Here is a 16576-nt window from a genome sequence, read left to right as displayed (position 1 = left end):
GTCGGTGCGCGTGATCCTGCCTCCTTCCGAAACCAAGTCCGACGGCGGCAACGACGCACCGCTGGACCTGGACTCCCTGGTGTTCGGCGAACTCACCCCGATCCGCCGGCAGATCGGCGAGGACCTGGTGGCGCTGGCCGCCGATCTCGACGCCAGCCGGATCGCGCTGGGCCTGGGCCGGACCCAACTCGCGGAGATCGACCGCAACGCCGAGCTGTGGATCTCGCCGACCCGCCCGGCGATCGAGCGCTACACCGGGGTGCTCTACGACGCCTTCGATCACGGCTCCCTCACCAGGGCGGGAAAAACAAAGACCGCCGACCGGGTGCTGATCGGGTCCGCCCTGTTCGGGGTGGTCGGCGCGAACGACCGGATCCCGGCCTACCGACTGTCCGGCGGGTCAAAACTGCCCGGACGCAAGACCCTGGCCGCGCGGTGGAAACCGGCACTGTCATCGAGTCTGGACGCACTCGACGACTTCGTGGTGGATCTGCGTTCGGGGGTGTATCACCAGCTCGGACCGGTACACGACGCGGTCACCGCCACCGTGGTCACCGAACGACCCGACGGCACACGCAGCGTCGTCAGCCACTTCAACAAACACCACAAAGGGCTGATCGCCCGCGAACTGGTGCGCACCCGGCGCACCGTCGGCGACATCAACACGCTGGCCGCGGTGCTCTCCGACGCCGGTCAGCGCATCGAAATCGAAGGACCCGACCGGATCGTCGTCGTCACCGACTGATCCCCGGCCCCGTTCAGCGGGTGTGCCGGCCCCGCGTCGTCTGGAAGATCCGCGCGGTGTCGGCACCGCCCAGATACTCGTCGTAGTCGTCGCGGCCCCCGGCATCGGGTGCGGACAGCGACCAGGCGTTCGATGTCCGGTGACGGGGCCCGTCCCGGCGCACCGGCAACGGCTCGGTCGGCGGATCGTCGGCGCGGTATCGGCGAGGTGGTGCCGCGGCCGGCGCAGACGTGGCCCGGGCCGCGCTCATCCGATTCGTGCTCACCTGGTCTGCGCTCACCCGGTCTGCGCTCACCCGGTCTGCGCTCACCCGGTCTGCGCTCACCCGGTCTGCGGGCACCTGCCCGCCGTCGTCGACACCGGCGTCCGCGGCCTGTTGCGCCGCCTGTCCCTCGGCAACCTGTTCCGGGGTGAAACGCATGAACAGCACCACGCACGCGGCGAGGACGGCGAGCAGCGCGCAGCTGGCGAAGGCCAGGCCGTACCCGTCGGCCTGGGCGGCGAGCTGCTGGGCGTTCATGGTTTCCACCGGTTCGGTGGTGCCGCCCTTGGACAGTGCCCGCGAGGTGACCGCCGCACCGACGGCGACCAGTCCGATCGCCCCGCCCAGTTGCTGGGCGACCTGGGCGATCGCCGTGAGCGGACCGATCTCGTTGGGCCCCACCCCGGCCACGACCGACAACGTCAGCGGGATGACCGCCAACCCGACACCGAATCCGATCACCACCACGGGCAGAGCGATGCTCGGAAAATAGGACGGATCGCCGGTGGCGATCGACCACGCGTACAGACAGCCCGCGCAGATCACCGCCCCGCCGGCCAGGACCAGCCAGCGCGGCTGCACCATCAGGGCGAGTTTGGAGGCGATCGCGGCGGCCACACCGAGGCCGAACGCGAACGGGACCACCGCCATGCCGCTCTGCAGCGGCGAATACTTGAGGATGCCCTGCAGGTACAGCGAGATGAACACCGCCATGCACATCATGATCATGCTCGACAGCAGGATCGCGATGAGCGCCGCGACCCGGTTGGGGTCGTCGAACAAGGAGAACGGCAGAATGGGGTTGCGGGCCCGGCGCTCGACCACCACGAAGGCGACCAGCGCGAGCGTGCCGATGACGAACGACCCGACGACGATCGGCCGGCCCCAGCCCGACGGTCCCTCATTCACCGCCAGTACCAGCAGCGTGCAGCCCAGCGTGCCGAGCACCGCTCCCGGGATGTCGAGCGACAGGCGTTCTCCCTGCGATTCGGCCAGCGCCCAGACGGCGCCCACACCGACGACGATGCCGATGGGCACGTTGATCAGAAACACCAGCCGCCACGACACCTGGGTGAGTACGCCGCCGAGGATCAGACCGGCGACCGAGCCGATGCCGGTCATCGCCGCATAGATGGCAAATGCCTGGCTGCGCGGTTTGCCGGGTGCGAAGGTGGTGGCGACCAGCGCCATCGCGGTGGGTGCGGCCACGGCGGCCGAGGCGCCCTGCAGCGCGCGCCCGACGATGAGCATCGCCTCTCCCTGCGCCAGCCCGCACATCAGGGAGGTGACGGTGAAGGCCAGGACACCGATGATGAACATCCGGCGGCGGCCGAACGCGTCGCCGAGCCGGCCGCCGAGCAGCATCAGCCCGCCGAACGCGAGAACGTAGCTGCTGATGATCCAGTTGGCGTTGGATTCGCTCAGTGACAGGGCGTCGCGGATCTTGGGCAAGGCCAGCGCCGCCACGGTGCCGTCGAGCACCATCAGCAGCTGCATCCCGCTCAACACGAAGATGGCGGGTCCGAGAACCTTATGGTGCATCGGTGAGACCTCGCGTCCCTGAGTGGGGCTTACCGAATGTTGCCATGGGCACCGACGGTACCGGCCGGGCCGGAGGATAAGCCAATTTCCGTTGATATATGCAAGTGCGCATGACGGGCCCCGTCCATGGTTGATCCGGCGTTCGACCGGGACTCAGGAGAACGACGGCGACGGGCGATCCTGTTCGTCACCGCCGCCGACGACGCTATGGGGCGATAGTCGAAGAATGGTTCGGTGCGGCCGTCAGTTGCCTGTCAGTCGCAGTGAATCGGCCTCGGTGAAGCCTGCGACGGCACCGATGACGACGATGGCCGGCGGCGTCAGGTGCTCGGCGTCGGCGACCTCACCGGCGTGGGCGAGGTCGGTGCGCAGCAGCCGCTGGGTGGGCAGCGATCCGTTCTCGATCATCGCCACCGGGGTGTCGCCGGGTTTTCCGCCGGCGAGCAGGGCGTCGGCGAACACCGCCACCCGTTCCACGGCCATCATCAGCACCAGGGTGCCCCGTAGCCGGGCGAGCACCGACCAGTCGATGAGCGAATCCGGATGGCCGGGCCGAACGTGGCCGGAGGCGATCACCACCTCATGCGTCACCCCACGATGGGTGACGGGGATCCCCGCCGCGCCGGGGGCGGCGATCGGGCTGCTCACCCCGGGAACCACGGTGACCGGTACCCCGGCCGCGACACAGGCCTGCAGTTCCTCGAAGCCCCGGCCGTAGACGAACGGGTCGCCGCCCTTGAGCCGGACGACGAACTTGCCCTCCTTGGCCCGGGCCACCAGGACGTCGTTGATGGCCTCCTGCTTCATCGCCCGTCCGTACGGCACCTTGGCGGCGTCGATGATCTCCACCTGCGGCCCGAGCGCGGCCAGCAACTCCGGCGGCGCGAGCCGATCGGCCACCACCACATCGGCCTGGGCGAGCAGGCGCTGCCCCCGCACTGTGATCAGCTCGGCGTCGCCGGGCCCGCCGCCCACCAGGGCCACCCCGGGCGGGTGGCGTGCCCGCCTGCGGGCGAGTGAACCGTCGGCCAGGGCGCGCGAGATCGCCGCGCGCATCGCCGCCGACTGCCGGTGGTCACCGCCGGCGAGCACTCCGAACTGCAGGTCCCGGTGCCGCCCCGACGCCGGTGTGGCCGCGGTGCCCTGCCGGGCGTCGTCGGCGCGCACACAGAAGACCCGCCCGCGCTCGGCCTCGGCCACCACGGCCGCGTTGACCTGCGGGTCGTCGGTACAGGCCAGCACATACCAGGCACCGTCGAGGTCACCGTCGGCGTAGGGCCGGGTGATGACCGTGATCCCGGGAAACGATTCGACGGCCGGCGTGGGGTCGGTGGCGACCACCACGACATCGGCACCGGCGGCGATCAGATTGGGCAGGCGCCGCTGCGCCACCGAACCCCCGCCGACCACGACGACCCGGCGCCCACGCAGATCGAGTCCGGCCAGATACAGACTGGGAACCGACTCCGGAGTAACGCGTTCAGCCATGAGGAAACAGCCTACCGGCCGCCGCCGGACCGCCCGTGCTCGGTGTTGTGGCCCGGTCAGTGTTTGTCGTCACGCAGCTTGGTGGCCATCACCGCCACCTGGGTACGGCGTTGCATGTCGAGCTTGGACAGGATGCGCGAAACGTAGTTCTTGATCGTCTTCTCCGCCAGGAACATCCGCTGAGCTATCTGCCGGTTGGTCAGGCCCTCACCGATGAGGTGGAACACCTCACGTTCCTGATGGGTGAGTTCGGCGAGCGGATCGACGTCGTCGCGTTTGCCGTCGCGCAGCCGCGCCAGCAGCGCCGCGGTGCTGCGGTCGTCGAGCAGCGAACCGCCCCGCCCGACGGTCCGCACCGCCGCGACCAGATCCTGCCCGAGGATCTGCTTGAGCACGAAGCCAGATGCCCCCGCGAGCACCGCGGCCAGCAGCGCGTCGTCGTCGGCGTAGCTGGTGAGCATCAGGCAGTGCACCGACGGTTCGGCCGACCGCACGTCACGGCACAGCTCCACACCACTGCCGTCGGGCAACCGGACGTCGAGAACCGCGACATCGGGCTTGGTGGCGAGGATGCCGACGGTGGCCTCGCCGACGGATGCGGCCTCACCGACGATCTCCAGGTCGGCCGCCGTGCCGAGTAGGTCACGCAGTCCGCGCCGGACCAGTTCGTGATCGTCGACGAGATACACGCGAACGCGCGGGGTGACGCCGTCGTTGCCGGGGTCATGAATCTCACCTGCTGATGCCATGGATGAGACGCTACCGCAGCAGTGCGACAGGGGACGACAACCGGCCCCACCCTGTCGGGACCTTTTCCTCAGGAGTCGCATCCGCGATGAGCGAAGAGTGGAACCGAGGACCGGCAACGATGCGTACCTCGCTTCACCGACCGACGAAACAGCAGCAGATGCAGGAGTATTCGTGACCAGTCTCACGGGCATCGTGACCGCCATCTCCCCGATGACCGGCCCCGATCTGCTGCGCGAGCTGCTGCCGGTGTGCGAGTCCGAACTCGAACGGCACATGAAGATGGCCAAAGACTGGTACCCGCACGAGTACGTCCCCTGGGACGGCGGCCGCAACTTCGCCACCCTCGGCGGCGACGACTGGGACCCGGCGCAGTCGATGCTCCCGGATTCGGCCCGCTCGGCGATGCTCGGACTGATGCTGACCAAGGACGGCCTGCCCTCCTATCACCGGATGATCGCCGAACACGTCACGTTCGATGACGCGTGGGGCGCGTGGGTGGGCCGGTGGACCGCGGAGGAGATGCGGCATTCGGCGGTGATCCGCGACTACCTCATGGTCACTCGCGGGGTGGACCCGGTCCAGCTCGACATCGCCCGCACCCGCAACGCGATGACCGGATTCGACCCACTCGCCCGCACCCACGGCCTTTCCGAACACAGTGTCGGTCTGCTGTTCGCACTCGTCTACATGGCCTGCCACGAATTGTCGACGCGGGTAGCGCACCGCAATGCGGCGAAAGCCGCCACCGACCCGATCGCGGTGCGGCTGCTGCACCGGGTGGCCGGCGACGAGAACCTGCACATGCTCTTCTACCGCAATATCGTCGAGAGCGCCCTCGACCTGGCACCCGATCAGACGATGGCCGCGATCTACGGCATACTCTCCACCTCCCCGGTGCCCGGCGCCACGCCGGTGCCCGGGTCGTCGCCGGTCCTCGGACGCATCGCCGCGCTCATCGCCGAAGGCGGCATCTACGACCTGAATCAGCACCTGTCGGATGTGGTGTTGCCGCTGCTGCGCAAATGGCAGGTATTCGAACGCGACGACATCGGCCCGGTCGGGCAGATGTATCGCGACAAGATCACCGCGTTCGTGACCGAACTGCATCAGCGCGTCGACAAGCTCGACCGCGCCCGCGCCCGCGCGACCAGACCGTCCGCGCTGAGCGAACGGCGCCCGGCCTGACCCACCGGCCCGGTGGTAGGTCAGTGCACCAGTGGAACCATCCAGGTCAACGTCGTGCCGCTGTCGCGGCCGGGCCGCTGTGGGGTGGTGTCGATGGTGAACGTGCCATCGCATTCGTCGGCGCGCGTGGTGAGATTCTCCAGCCCCCGATAGGTGACGTTGGTGTCGATGCCCTTGCCGTCGTCGGTGATCTCCACCTTCAGGACGTCCTCGTCGGCGCTGACGAGCACCGAGATCCGGTCGGCGTCGGCGTGGCGCAGCGCGTTGGACAGGCCTTCACGCAGCACCGCGTCGATGTGCGGTCCGAGGGACTCGGGTACCACGGTGTCCACCGGCCCGTCGAAGGTGACGCTCGGCGAGATGGGGGCGTGCGCGGCCAGTTCGGACACGATGTCGAGAACCCGGCGCCGCAGGGTGGTGGCGTCGTGGTGGCCGGAGATGGTCTGCAGGTCGAAGATCGAGGTCCTGATCTGCGCGATGGTGCGATCGAGGTCGATGACGACCTGTTCGAGCCGGGACACCGGGGCGGCGATCGTCTCGTCCTCGCCGTGCGGGGTGGCCAGCATCGTCTGCATGGACATCCCGACGGCGAACAACCGCTGGATGACGTGATCGTGCAGGTCGCGGGCGATCCGATGGCGATCCTCGAGTACCTCGAGGTCGCGGGCGATCTGTTGCTGCTCGGCATACACCACCGCCAGCGAGGCCACTTCGGCGACACCGGCCAGACCGGCGATCTCCTCCGGTTCCCACCAGGGCCGACGACGGTGGGCGACCACCATCCAGCCGAACGCGCCGGCCGCCCGCTGCAAGGGCTGCACGGTGATCCATTCGGCGCCGTCCGCCACCACCCCGGCGGGGACCAGGTCGGCCGCCAGGACCACCATGGACGAGCCGATGGGCATCTGTGTCGCCGATACCTCCGAGCCGTCGATGGTCGGGTCCGAGCCGCTCGCATGCCGTGCGCGTCCCTGCACGATCAGCTTCTCGTCGGCGCTGGTGAGAATGGCCACATCCAGCGCGTCGGTCAGTGCGGCTACGTCATCACATAGTCGGGACATGGTGTCCGACAACGCGATCCCGGCCAATGGCTCGGAACCGCGCCGCGCTACCGCCTGCATCCAGCGGTGCCGGGTACGGGCGCCCTCGAAGAGCCGGGCGTTGTCGATCGCGATCCCGGCGGCCACCGCCAGCATCGCGATCAAGGTCTCGTCGACCTTGGTGAATTCGTCGGCGTTGCGCTTCTCGGTGAGATAGATACTGCCGAAGTTGGAGCCGCGGACGGTGATCGGGGCGCCGAGGAAGGTTTCCATCGGCGGATGGTGTGGCGGGAATCCCACCGACGACGAATGCTCGGACAGATGTGGAATCCGCAGGACCTGCGGTTTCTTGATGAGTAGACCCAGAACTCCGCGACCGACCGGCAGATGCCCCATGATGGAGCGCTGCTCGGGGGTGATGCCGATGTGTACGAACTCGGCCAGCCCGCCGTCGCCACCGCGGACGCCGAGCGCACCGTACTGGGCGTCGACCGTGCCGACGGCCACCTCCACGATCCGTTGCAGCGCCTCGTCGAGCTCGAGCCCCTGCCCCACCACCAGGACGGCGTCGAGCAGGTCGCGCAGCAGACGCGGGTCGTCGCCACCGTGTTTGGTGAGCGCGTCGAGGGCGTCGGCCCACCGGTGTTCGGGCGGTTCCGGGCGGCCCTGGATCCTGGTCACGGAGTTACGGGTCATGAGGCTGCGTTTCCTTCCCTGTCCACCGGCATGAGGGCCGCTGCCGCCGCACCCCGGGAGCCGTCCGAGCCGCCGAAGGCCGCCGCGGCGGTGACGAACCGGGCAACGGCCGCCGGGTGACCGGCCGGGTGAACATGCAGGTAAGAGGCGTGCACCTCGCGGCTGGCGTGGCCGTGCCCCGACGGGCGCCCGGTGCCGTCGCGCCACATCCAGGCCGGCGCCTCGCCCGGATGGTCGTCGACGACGACGCTGCGGTGGAATTCGTGTCCGGTGACCCGTTCCCCCACCCGGAACAACACCGAACCGGCTACCGCGATCGCATCCCGGTAGCCGAGCGTCAGGGTGGGCGAGAACCTGCCCACCGCGTCGATGACTCCTGCCATCGGATACCCGTCGAGTTCGCGGGTCAGGTACAGCAGTCCGGCGCATTCGGCCCAGATCGGCCCTCCCGACACCGCGTGCCGGGCCAGTTGATGCCGCAGCGGCTCGTTGGCCGACAACTGGTCGGCGTGTTCCTCGGGGAAACCGCCGCCGATGATCACCCCGGCGGTCTCCTCGGGCAGGGTGTCGGTGAGCGGGTCGAACACCGCGACCCGGGCACCGGCGGCGACGAGGAGCTCGCCGAGTTCGGTGTAGCAGAAGGTGAACGCAGGACCGCCCGCGACCGCGATCACCGGCGCCGCTCCCGGACCGGGCGCCCGGGTGTCCGGGGTGTCGGAGGCGCCTGGGGTTTCGGGGGTTTCGGCAGCGAGCACGTCGGCGGCCGACCACGCGGCGGCGGTCAGTGGCATACGTTCGGATGCCGCGGCCATGATCCCGGGGATGTCCAGTGCCGCTGCGACTCCCGCGGACATCGCGTCGACCGCGGCGACCGCGTCGGCGCTGCGTTCGGCGGCCGGGATGAGCCCGAGGTGTCGGGACGGCACCGCCAGCGACGGGTCGCGGCGCAGTACCCCGAGCACCGGGAGCCCGACGCGGGTGCACGCGTGTCGCAGCACCTGTTCGTGGCGGGCCGATCCGACCCGGTTGAGGATGACCCCGGCGATGCGCACCGACGTGTCGTAGGTCAGGAATCCGTGCAGCACCGCGGCCAGTGACTGGCTGTGCCCGGACCCGTCGACGACCAGGACCACCGGTGCGCCGATGAGGGCGGCGACGTGGGCGGTCGAACCGCAGGCGATGGCGTCCGCTTCGTCGACGGCCGAACCGGTGCTGTCGGAACGGATCCGGCCGTCGAACAGTCCCATCACCCCTTCGACCACGGCGATGTCCGCACCGGCCGCGCCGGCGGTGAACAGTTGCGCGACCAGGTCGGTGCCCACGAGATTCGGGTCGAGATTGCGGCCGGGCCGCCCGGCGGCGACGGCATGATATCCGGGGTCGATGAAATCCGGTCCCACCTTGAACGGGGCCACGGTGTGTCCGGCGGCGCGCAATGCACCGATCAGGCCGGTGGTGACGGTGGTCTTGCCGCTGCCCGAGGCGGGTGCGGCGACGACGATCGTCGGGATGGTCACCACTCGATCCCCTTCTGGCCTTTGCGGCCCTGATCCATCGGGTGGGCGATCTTGCGCATCTCGGTGACCAGATCCGCGGCGTCGATCAGGGCCGCCGGCGCCCGCCGCCCGGTGATCACCACATGCTGGCGGCCGGGCCGGGCAGCCATCGTGGCCACGACGTCGTCGGTGTCGACCCAGCCCCAGTCCAGCGGGTAGGTGAACTCGTCGAGGACGTAGAAGTCGTGGGTGTGCTCGGCGAGCCGACGCTTGATCTCGGCCCAGCCGGCCGCCGCGGCGGCGGCGTGGTCGTCGGCATCTCCGGCGTTGGCGCGCAGCCACGACCAGCCCTGCCCCATCTTGTGCCATTCGACGGGTGCACCCTTGCCGGTGGCGGCATGCACCTCACCGAGGGCGAGCATCGCCGATTCCTCACCGACCCGCCATTTGGCACTTTTCACGAACTGGAACACCCCCACGCTCAGGCCCGCGTTCCACGCCCGCATCGCCATGCCGAATGCGGCGGTGGACTTTCCTTTGCCATCGCCGGTGTGCACGGCCAGCACCGGCGTGTTACGACGCTGCCTGGTGGTCAGCCCGTCGTTCGGGATGCTCTCCGGGACTCCTTGTGGCACAGCGATTCTCCTAACCTGCGCGGCGAGGCGCGGCGGGTCCGGCCGGTTCGTCGGGTCCGGACCGGTGCAACATTGCGGGGGTCAGTTCGTCCAGGGACAGGCATTGCGCGCCCAGCCGGGCGGCGAGTTCATGTGCCATACCGAGCCGGATCATGCCCTGCTCGCAGTCGACCACCACCGTGGCGATGCCGCGGCGGGCGATGCCCGCGGCGGCCGCCCCGGCGCGCCGGGGGGCATCCGGGCCGGCGGTCGCCCGACCATCGGTGAGCACCACCAGCAGCGGCCGGCGGGCCGGTTCGCGGCGGGCCGCGCCGTCGATGACCTCGGTGGCCACCTGCAGTCCCTCGGCCAGCGGCGTGCGGCCGCCGGTGCGTACCTGTGCCAGTCGCCGCACCGCCAGATCGACCGATCGAGTCGGCGGGACGGTGACCTGCGCGGACGAGCCGCGTGCGGTGACCACGGCCACCCGGTCGCGCCGGGTGTAGGAGTCGCGCAGCAGATCGACGCACAGGTCGCTGACCGCGGCCAGACGCCGGCGTGCGGTCATCGATCCACTGAGGTCGACGACGAACACCACGAGGTTGCCCTCACGGCCGACGCGTTGCGCGGCGCGCAGGTCGTCGCCGACGACGGTGAGGCCCCGCGCCTGGCCACGGTCACCGGGGGTGCGGCGATCATCGGGGGTGATCGCGGTTCGCCCGGCCGCCGCCAGCACCGTCCCGAACAGGTGCAGGGGGCGACCCGACCGGAAATCGATGGCATGGGTGGTCGCGCCCCTGGTGCTGCGGGCGCGTGAGCGCCGGCCCGGGTCACCGTCGCCCACTCCGGCCACCTTCAGTGCCCGCATACGCCTAGGCGTCCCGCCGGTGCGGGTACCCAGCAATGCCCCCGCGGGGGCCTGCTGCGATTCGGGTTCGGTTGCGGGTACATCTGATCCAGCATCGTCGGGGGCGCCATCGCCCGATGCCGGGGCGTCACCGGGCTCCTCCCGACCGTTCTCGCCCCCACCGTCCGGGCCACCGTCATCCGGGCCGTCCTCATCCGGGCCACCGTCGTCAGGGTCGGAGTCAGGATCGGGATCGGTGTCCTCGGGCCCGGCCGCCTCGTCACCGGCCTCCATCGCCTCGTCGAGTTGTTCGTCGGTGAAGCCCGAATCGTCGAACGGATCGCGCCGCCGACGATGCGGCAACGCCAGTTCCACCGCGACCGCGATGTCGTCTGTGTCGACCGCTTGTGCGCCGCGCCAGGCCGCGTGTGCGGCGGCGGCACGGGCCACGACGATGTCACCGCGCAGACCGTCCACACCCAGGTGGGCACAGATCCCGGCGATGCGCCGCAGTTGCGCCGTCGGCAGCGAGACCTCGCGCACAACGGCGCGCGCCGCCGCGATCCGAGTGCGCAGCGCCGCCTCCTGGTCCGCGTACCGGCCAACGAAGGCTTCCGGATCGGCGTCGAATTCCATTCTGCGCGAAATGATCTGGACACGCTCGTCGACGTCGTGGGCGGCCACCACGTCGACGGCGAGACCGAATCGGTCCAGCAGCTGCGGCCGTAGCTCCCCCTCCTCGGGATTCATCGTGCCCACGAGCACGAAATCGGCGGCCTGCGTGTGCGAGACGCCGTCGCGTTCGATGGTCACCCGGCCGCTCGCGGCGGCATCGAGAAGTACATCGACAAGGTGGTCGGCAAGCAGATTGACCTCGTCGATGTAGAGCACACCGCCGTCCGCCTGTGCCAGCAGGCCGGGCGTGAAGTCGGCCCGTCCTTCCCGCAGCACCCCGGTCAGATCCAGGGATCCCACGACGCGGTCCTCGGTGGCACCGATCGGCAACTCCACGACCCGGCCCCCCGCGACCGGTCCGAGACCGCGCACGATGGTCGATTTGGCCGTACCCTTCTCGCCACGGATCAGCACACCACCGATCCCCGGGGAAACAGCGCTCAGGATCAGGGCCAGTTTGAGACGATCCTGCCCGACGACCGCGGTGAACGGGTAACGCACCGCACTATCACTCACTCGCACTCACTCCGCCCGCCGGTCTGATCATCGATACGTGTGGGATGCCGTCCTCCAGGTACTCCTCACCGATCACCGCGAAACCGTGACCGACGTACATCTCGGCGAGATACTTCTGTGCTTCGACCCGGCACTCATGGTCACCGACCTCGCCGAGCGCCTCGGCTATGAGGAGCCGGGTATGACCGCGGCCGCGGTGCGCACGGTGGGTGCACACCCGGCCGATCTGGTAGACGACGGCTCCGTCGCCTCCGGTGTTGCGCAGGATGCGCAACTCGGAGGCAATGGTGCCGTCGTCGGCGGTGATCCACAGCTGCCGGGTCCCGGGTTCGAGGTCACGGCCGTCGAGGTCCTGATACGGGCAGGCCTGTTCCAGGACGAACACCTCGGACCGGAGTTGCAGCAACCGGTACAGGGTCGGTGCATCGATCTCGTCCATCGACGCGCGATGCAGTTGGCCAATGCTCATGATGTCGTGACTATCACACCGCCGCGCGCGGCACCAATCAGCTCACGCGGTGACCCGCGCGCCACAGACCGCCTAAACGGCGTGCCGCGCGCTGAGCCGCAGCGAACCGCTGGTCCATTCCCACACCTGGCCGAACAGGTCGCGGTTGTCGGCGAGCTTCTGGCCGAACGACGGGATCATCTCGGTGAGCTTGGGCGTCCACGCCTGGTACTGCTGCGGGAAGCACTGCTCGAGCACCGACAGCATCGCCGGAACCGCGGTCGAGGCGCCCGGCGACGCCCCGAGCAGGCCCGCGATGGAGCCGTCGGCGGCGGCGATGACGGCGGTGCCGAACTCCAGCGATCCCCCGCCCGCGGTCTTGCGGATCACCTGCACGCGCTGACCGGCGGTGATCATCTCCCAGTCGTCGCCGTCTGCGCGCGGCATGAAATCGGCGAGGGTGCTGATCTGGTCGGCACGGCTGGCGGCGAGCTCGCCGAGCAGGTACTTGGTCAGCGACATCTCCTTGACACCCACCGACAGCAGCGGGATCAGGTTGTTGGGTTTGACCGAGAACGGCAGGTCGGTGATGGACCCGCTCTTGAGGAACTTGGGCGACCAGCCCGCGTACGGGCCGAACAGCAGACCCTGCTTGTGGTTGATGACGCGGGTGTCCAGGTGCGGCACCGACATCGGCGGTGCGCCCACTGCGGCCTGCCCGTACACCTTGGCGGCGTGCTGCTCGATGAGTTCGGGGTTGGTGCACCGCAGGAATTCACCCGACACCGGGAAGCCGCCGAAGCCCTTGGCCTCGGCGATGCCCGACTTCTGCAGCAGGTGCAGCGCACCGCCGCCGGCCCCGACGAACACGAACTTGGCCGCGATGGTGAGCTTCTCGCCGGTGCGCCGGTTGGTGACCTTGGCGCGCCAGGAACCGTCCGACTGCTTGGTCAGGTTGGTGACGGAGTGGCCGAAGTACACATCTCCGGACTGGCCGACATAGTTCAGCAGTTGCTGGGTCAGTGCACCGAAGTCGACGTCGGTGCCGTCGGTGAACCAGTTGAGCGCCACCGGGTCGGAGAAGTCGCGGCCCGCGGCCATCAGCGGCAGCCGGTCGGCGAACTCGCCGGGATCGGTGATGTACTCCATGCCCTCGAACAGCGGGCTCGCGGACAGTCGGTCGTATCGTTTGCGCAGGTATTCGACGCCGTCGGCACCGTGGGTGAAGCTCACGTGCGGGATCGGGTTGATGAACTCGCTCGGGTCACCCAGGATGCCGTTGTCGACGGCGTGCGCCCAGAACTGCCGGGACACCTGGAACTGCTCGTTGATGTTGAGCGCCTTGGTGATGTCGACGTCGCCGTCGGCGGTCTTGGGGGTGTAGTTGAGCTCACACAGCGCCGAGTGCCCGGTGCCCGCGTTGTTCCACGGGTCGCTGCTCTCGGCGGCGGCGGCGTCGAGACGTTCGAACACACTCACCGACCAGGTCGGTTCCAGACGCCGGATCAGCGCACCGAGGGTGGCGCTCATGATACCGGCGCCGATCAGCGCGACGTCCGTCTTGATCACCGTTTGAGACACCGTGACTCCGCTCTCGCAGCTGTGGACGGATACCCGCCCGGATGTGAACTGTCAACGGTCATTCTTACCCATAGACCATTGGAGAACCGAACCGGCCATGTCCGGATGTGGGCCGCACGACAACGGCCCGACCCACGCCGGCCGCCGGCACCCTAGAGTGGAGGCCGTGAGTTCCACCGACAATGCCGCAGCCGTCACCACCACGCCGTCGGCCGGCACGACCACGCGCGCGGCGCTGAGCTGGCAGCCCGACCACTATCTCGACCGCTACGAGGTGGCCACGATCCCGCTGGGTGCCGACCCCGACGGCGAGGGCGAGGTCGCGGCCACCCTGATCCGCCGCAACGCGCCCGACCCCGGCTGTGGTGGCGCGGTCCTGCATGTACACGGCTTCACCGACTACTTCTTCCAGCAGCCGCTCGCAGACTTCTTCCATGCGCGTGGGTACGCGTTCTACGCCCTCGACCTGCGCAAGTGCGGGCGGTCGTTGCGCGAGAACCAGACCCCGCACTTCACCACCGACCTGAGCCGTTATCGCGAGGAGCTCACCGCCGCCTTGCGCGCGGTGAGCGCGGAGGTCGGTTCGGCAGCCCGGATCGTCGTCGCCGGACATTCCACCGGCGGGCTGACCACCTCCCTGTGGCTCGACTGGCTGCGTCAGGACGATCCCGCGTTGCACCGCAGGATCGAGGGCGCGGTGCTCAACAGTCCGTGGCTCGATCTGCAGGGCGATGCGATGCTGCGCACCTACCCGGTGTCGATGGTGATCAAGGCCGTGGCCCGTGTGAGGCCCAAACAGGTGTTGCCACAGGAGCTTTCCCTGGCTTATGGGCACAGTCTGCACGAGAGCGCCCACGGCGAGTGGGCATACGACCTGAGCCTGAAGCCGTTCGGCGGGTTCCCGATCACCTTCGGTTTCATCGACGCCGTCCGTTCGGGCCAGCGGCGGCTGCACCGCGGGATCGACGTCGGGGTGCCCACCCTGGTGCTGCGATCCAACGCGTCATTGGCGGCCCGCCACTACTCGGCCGCCGCCGATTTCGCCGACGTGGTGCTCGATGTGCGCCACATGGCACGGTGGAGCGCACATCTGGGCGACCGCGTGCGGGTGGTGCCCATCACCGGGGCCCGGCATGATGTCTTCCTGTCGGCCACACAGGCCCGCGAGAGCGCCTACCGCGCCCTGGGCGAGTGGCTGACCGAGATCACCCACGACACCGAACCACCCGGATCCGGCGCCCCCGAATCCGGTGCGGCGGCCGGCACCGCGAACGAGAACGCCCGATGACCGGCGCGGACACCGCCCAGGTAGTCGATCTGGCGATCATCGGTTCGGGCAGTGGCAATTCGATCCCCGACGAGCGTTTCGACGACATGTCGATCGCCATCTTCGAAGAAAGCGTCTACGGCGGCACCTGCCTGAATGTGGGGTGCATCCCCACCAAGATGTTCGTGTACGCCGCCGACGTGGCCGACACGATCGGCGGCGCGGCGCGGTACGGTATCAGCGCCTCGTTCGACGGCGCCGATTGGCCGTCGATCGTGGCGCGGGTGTTCGGCCGGATCGATCCGATCTCGGCGGGCGGCAAGGAGTACCGGGTCGAGCGGTGCCCCAACATCACCGTGTACCCGTCGCATGTGGTGGTCGACGGCCGCGACCCCGACGGCCTGTACCGCCTTGTCACCGACACGGCGACGGTGCTGGCCCGGCAGGTGGTGATCGCGGCCGGAGCCCGCCCGGTGATCCCGCCGGCGATCGCCGACAGCGGTGTGCGGTACTACACCAACAATGACGTCATGCGCCTGCCCGCGTTGCCGGAACGACTGACCATTGTCGGAAGCGGTTATATCGCCGCCGAATTCGCCCACGTCTTCGGTTCGCTGGGTTCGCGGGTGACGATCATCGCCCGTAGTGGCCGTCTGTTGCGTTCCCAGGACGACGACATCTCGGCACGATTCACCGAAGTCGCGCACGAGCAGTGGGGTGTGCGGCTGAACAGTGACGTCAGTGGCGCCTCGGAACTACCCGATGGCGGTGTACGGATAAGCTTCGCCGACGGCAGCCACTGCGACGCCGATGCTCTGCTGGTCGCCGTGGGACGCCGGTCCAACGGCGACCGCCTCGGCCTCGACTCCATCGGCGTCACGGTGCACGACGATGGCCGGGTTGTGGTCGACGACGCCGGCCGTACCGCCGCCCGCGGTGTGTGGGCGCTCGGTGATGTGAGTTCGCCGTATCAGCTCAAACACGTCGCCAATCACGAGCAGCGCGTGGTGCAGGCCAACCTGCTGAAAGGCTGGGACGCAACGGATCTGGACCGTTTCGACCACCGGTTCGTGCCGGGCGCCGTGTTCACCGATCCCCAGGTCGCATCCGTCGGGCTCACCGAGAGTCAGGCCCGCGCCGCCGGTCACGACATCACGGTGAAGGTGCAGAACTACGGCGACGTCGCCTACGGCTGGGCGATGGAGGACACCACCGGCCTGTGCAAGGTGATCGCCGAACGCGGCACCGGCCGCATTCTGGGCTGCCACATCCTCGGACCACAGGCATCGACGGTCATCCAGCCCGTCATCCAGGCCATGTCGTTCGGCCTGGACGCCCGCCGGATGGCCCGCGGCCAGTACTGGATCCACCCCGCCATGCCGGAGGTCCTGGAGAACGCCCTGCTCGGTCTCGACATCTGAGCG

The 16576-nt window shown here is 69.1% G+C and carries 12 protein-coding genes and 1 pseudogene; 4 read left to right on the top strand and 9 right to left on the bottom strand.

Features of this window, described 5'->3' with window-relative positions:
- Window positions 1-4 precede the first annotated feature (4 nt).
- Complete coding sequence (gene yaaA, locus GII31_RS09345; RefSeq protein ID WP_213248928.1) at window positions 5-745, top strand: peroxide stress protein YaaA; 741 nt, start codon at window positions 5-7, stop codon at window positions 743-745.
- Between the two features lie 352 nt (window positions 746-1097).
- Here yaaA and GII31_RS09340 read toward each other — a convergent pair.
- The 3 genes and pseudogenes from GII31_RS09340 to GII31_RS09330 all read right to left on the bottom strand — a co-directional run.
- Window positions 1098-2549: pseudogene (locus tag GII31_RS09340) on the bottom strand (DHA2 family efflux MFS transporter permease subunit); the annotation flags it as partial.
- A 243-nt stretch (window positions 2550-2792) separates the two neighbouring features.
- Window positions 2793-4037 (bottom strand): uroporphyrinogen-III C-methyltransferase, encoded by a 1245-nt coding sequence (cobA, locus tag GII31_RS09335; RefSeq protein ID WP_260840399.1) that lies wholly within the window; start codon window positions 4035-4037, stop codon window positions 2793-2795.
- Between the two features lie 56 nt (window positions 4038-4093).
- Window positions 4094-4786 carry a response regulator gene (locus GII31_RS09330; RefSeq protein WP_213248924.1) on the bottom strand — a complete coding sequence of 231 codons (693 nt, stop codon included), beginning with the start codon at window positions 4784-4786 and terminating at the stop codon, window positions 4094-4096.
- A gap of 172 nt (window positions 4787-4958) precedes the next feature.
- Here GII31_RS09330 and GII31_RS09325 point away from each other — a divergent pair, with 172 nt between their 5' ends.
- A complete protein-coding gene (locus tag GII31_RS09325) occupies window positions 4959-5972 on the top strand; it encodes an acyl-ACP desaturase (protein ID WP_213248922.1) in 1014 nt (337 codons plus the stop codon).
- A gap of 20 nt (window positions 5973-5992) precedes the next feature.
- Here GII31_RS09325 and GII31_RS09320 read toward each other — a convergent pair whose 3' ends face one another.
- The 6 genes from GII31_RS09320 to mqo all read right to left on the bottom strand — a co-directional run bounded on the left by GII31_RS09320 (window position 5993) and on the right by mqo (window position 13885).
- Entirely contained in the window at window positions 5993-7708 is a 1716-nt protein-coding gene (locus GII31_RS09320) for a GAF domain-containing sensor histidine kinase (protein WP_246222183.1), read from the bottom strand.
- Window positions 7705-9228, bottom strand: a complete 1524-nt coding sequence (locus GII31_RS09315) for a cobyrinate a,c-diamide synthase (RefSeq protein WP_213248920.1) — start codon at window positions 9226-9228, stop codon at window positions 7705-7707. The genes GII31_RS09320 and GII31_RS09315 overlap by 4 nt, the downstream gene beginning before the upstream one ends.
- Window positions 9222-9839, bottom strand: coding sequence for a cob(I)yrinic acid a,c-diamide adenosyltransferase (cobO, locus tag GII31_RS09310; protein WP_213248918.1), 618 nt, complete (start codon window positions 9837-9839; stop codon window positions 9222-9224). Before cobO ends, GII31_RS09315 begins: the two co-directional genes overlap by 7 nt.
- Before the next feature lie 10 nt (window positions 9840-9849).
- Window positions 9850-11856, bottom strand: a complete 2007-nt coding sequence (locus GII31_RS09305) for a VWA domain-containing protein (RefSeq protein WP_213248916.1) — start codon at window positions 11854-11856, stop codon at window positions 9850-9852.
- Entirely contained in the window at window positions 11849-12325 is a 477-nt protein-coding gene (locus GII31_RS09300) for a GNAT family N-acetyltransferase (protein WP_213248913.1), read from the bottom strand. Before GII31_RS09300 ends, GII31_RS09305 begins: the two co-directional genes overlap by 8 nt.
- A 72-nt stretch (window positions 12326-12397) precedes the next feature.
- Complete coding sequence (gene mqo, locus GII31_RS09295) at window positions 12398-13885, bottom strand: malate dehydrogenase (quinone) (RefSeq protein WP_213248912.1); 1488 nt, start codon at window positions 13883-13885, stop codon at window positions 12398-12400.
- Window positions 13886-14051: 166 nt separating this feature from the next.
- On the opposite strand from mqo, the gene GII31_RS09290 reads away from it, so the two are divergent.
- Both GII31_RS09290 and GII31_RS09285 read left to right on the top strand, forming a co-directional pair.
- The gene (locus GII31_RS09290) at window positions 14052-15173 is read left to right on the top strand and encodes an alpha/beta hydrolase (RefSeq protein ID WP_246222182.1); all 1122 of its coding nucleotides are present in this window, start codon (window positions 14052-14054) and stop codon (window positions 15171-15173) included.
- A complete protein-coding gene (locus GII31_RS09285; protein WP_260840398.1) occupies window positions 15170-16573 on the top strand; it encodes a mycothione reductase in 1404 nt (467 codons plus the stop codon). Before GII31_RS09290 ends, GII31_RS09285 begins: the two co-directional genes overlap by 4 nt.
- The last annotated feature ends 3 nt before the right edge of the window (window positions 16574-16576 follow it).

The sequence above is a fragment of the Gordonia pseudamarae genome (genome assembly GCF_025273675.1).
Taxonomy (GTDB): domain Bacteria; phylum Actinomycetota; class Actinomycetes; order Mycobacteriales; family Mycobacteriaceae; genus Gordonia; species Gordonia pseudamarae.
Note: the sequence above shows the minus strand (reverse complement) of the source record. Positions and strands in the feature narration are given on the sequence as shown.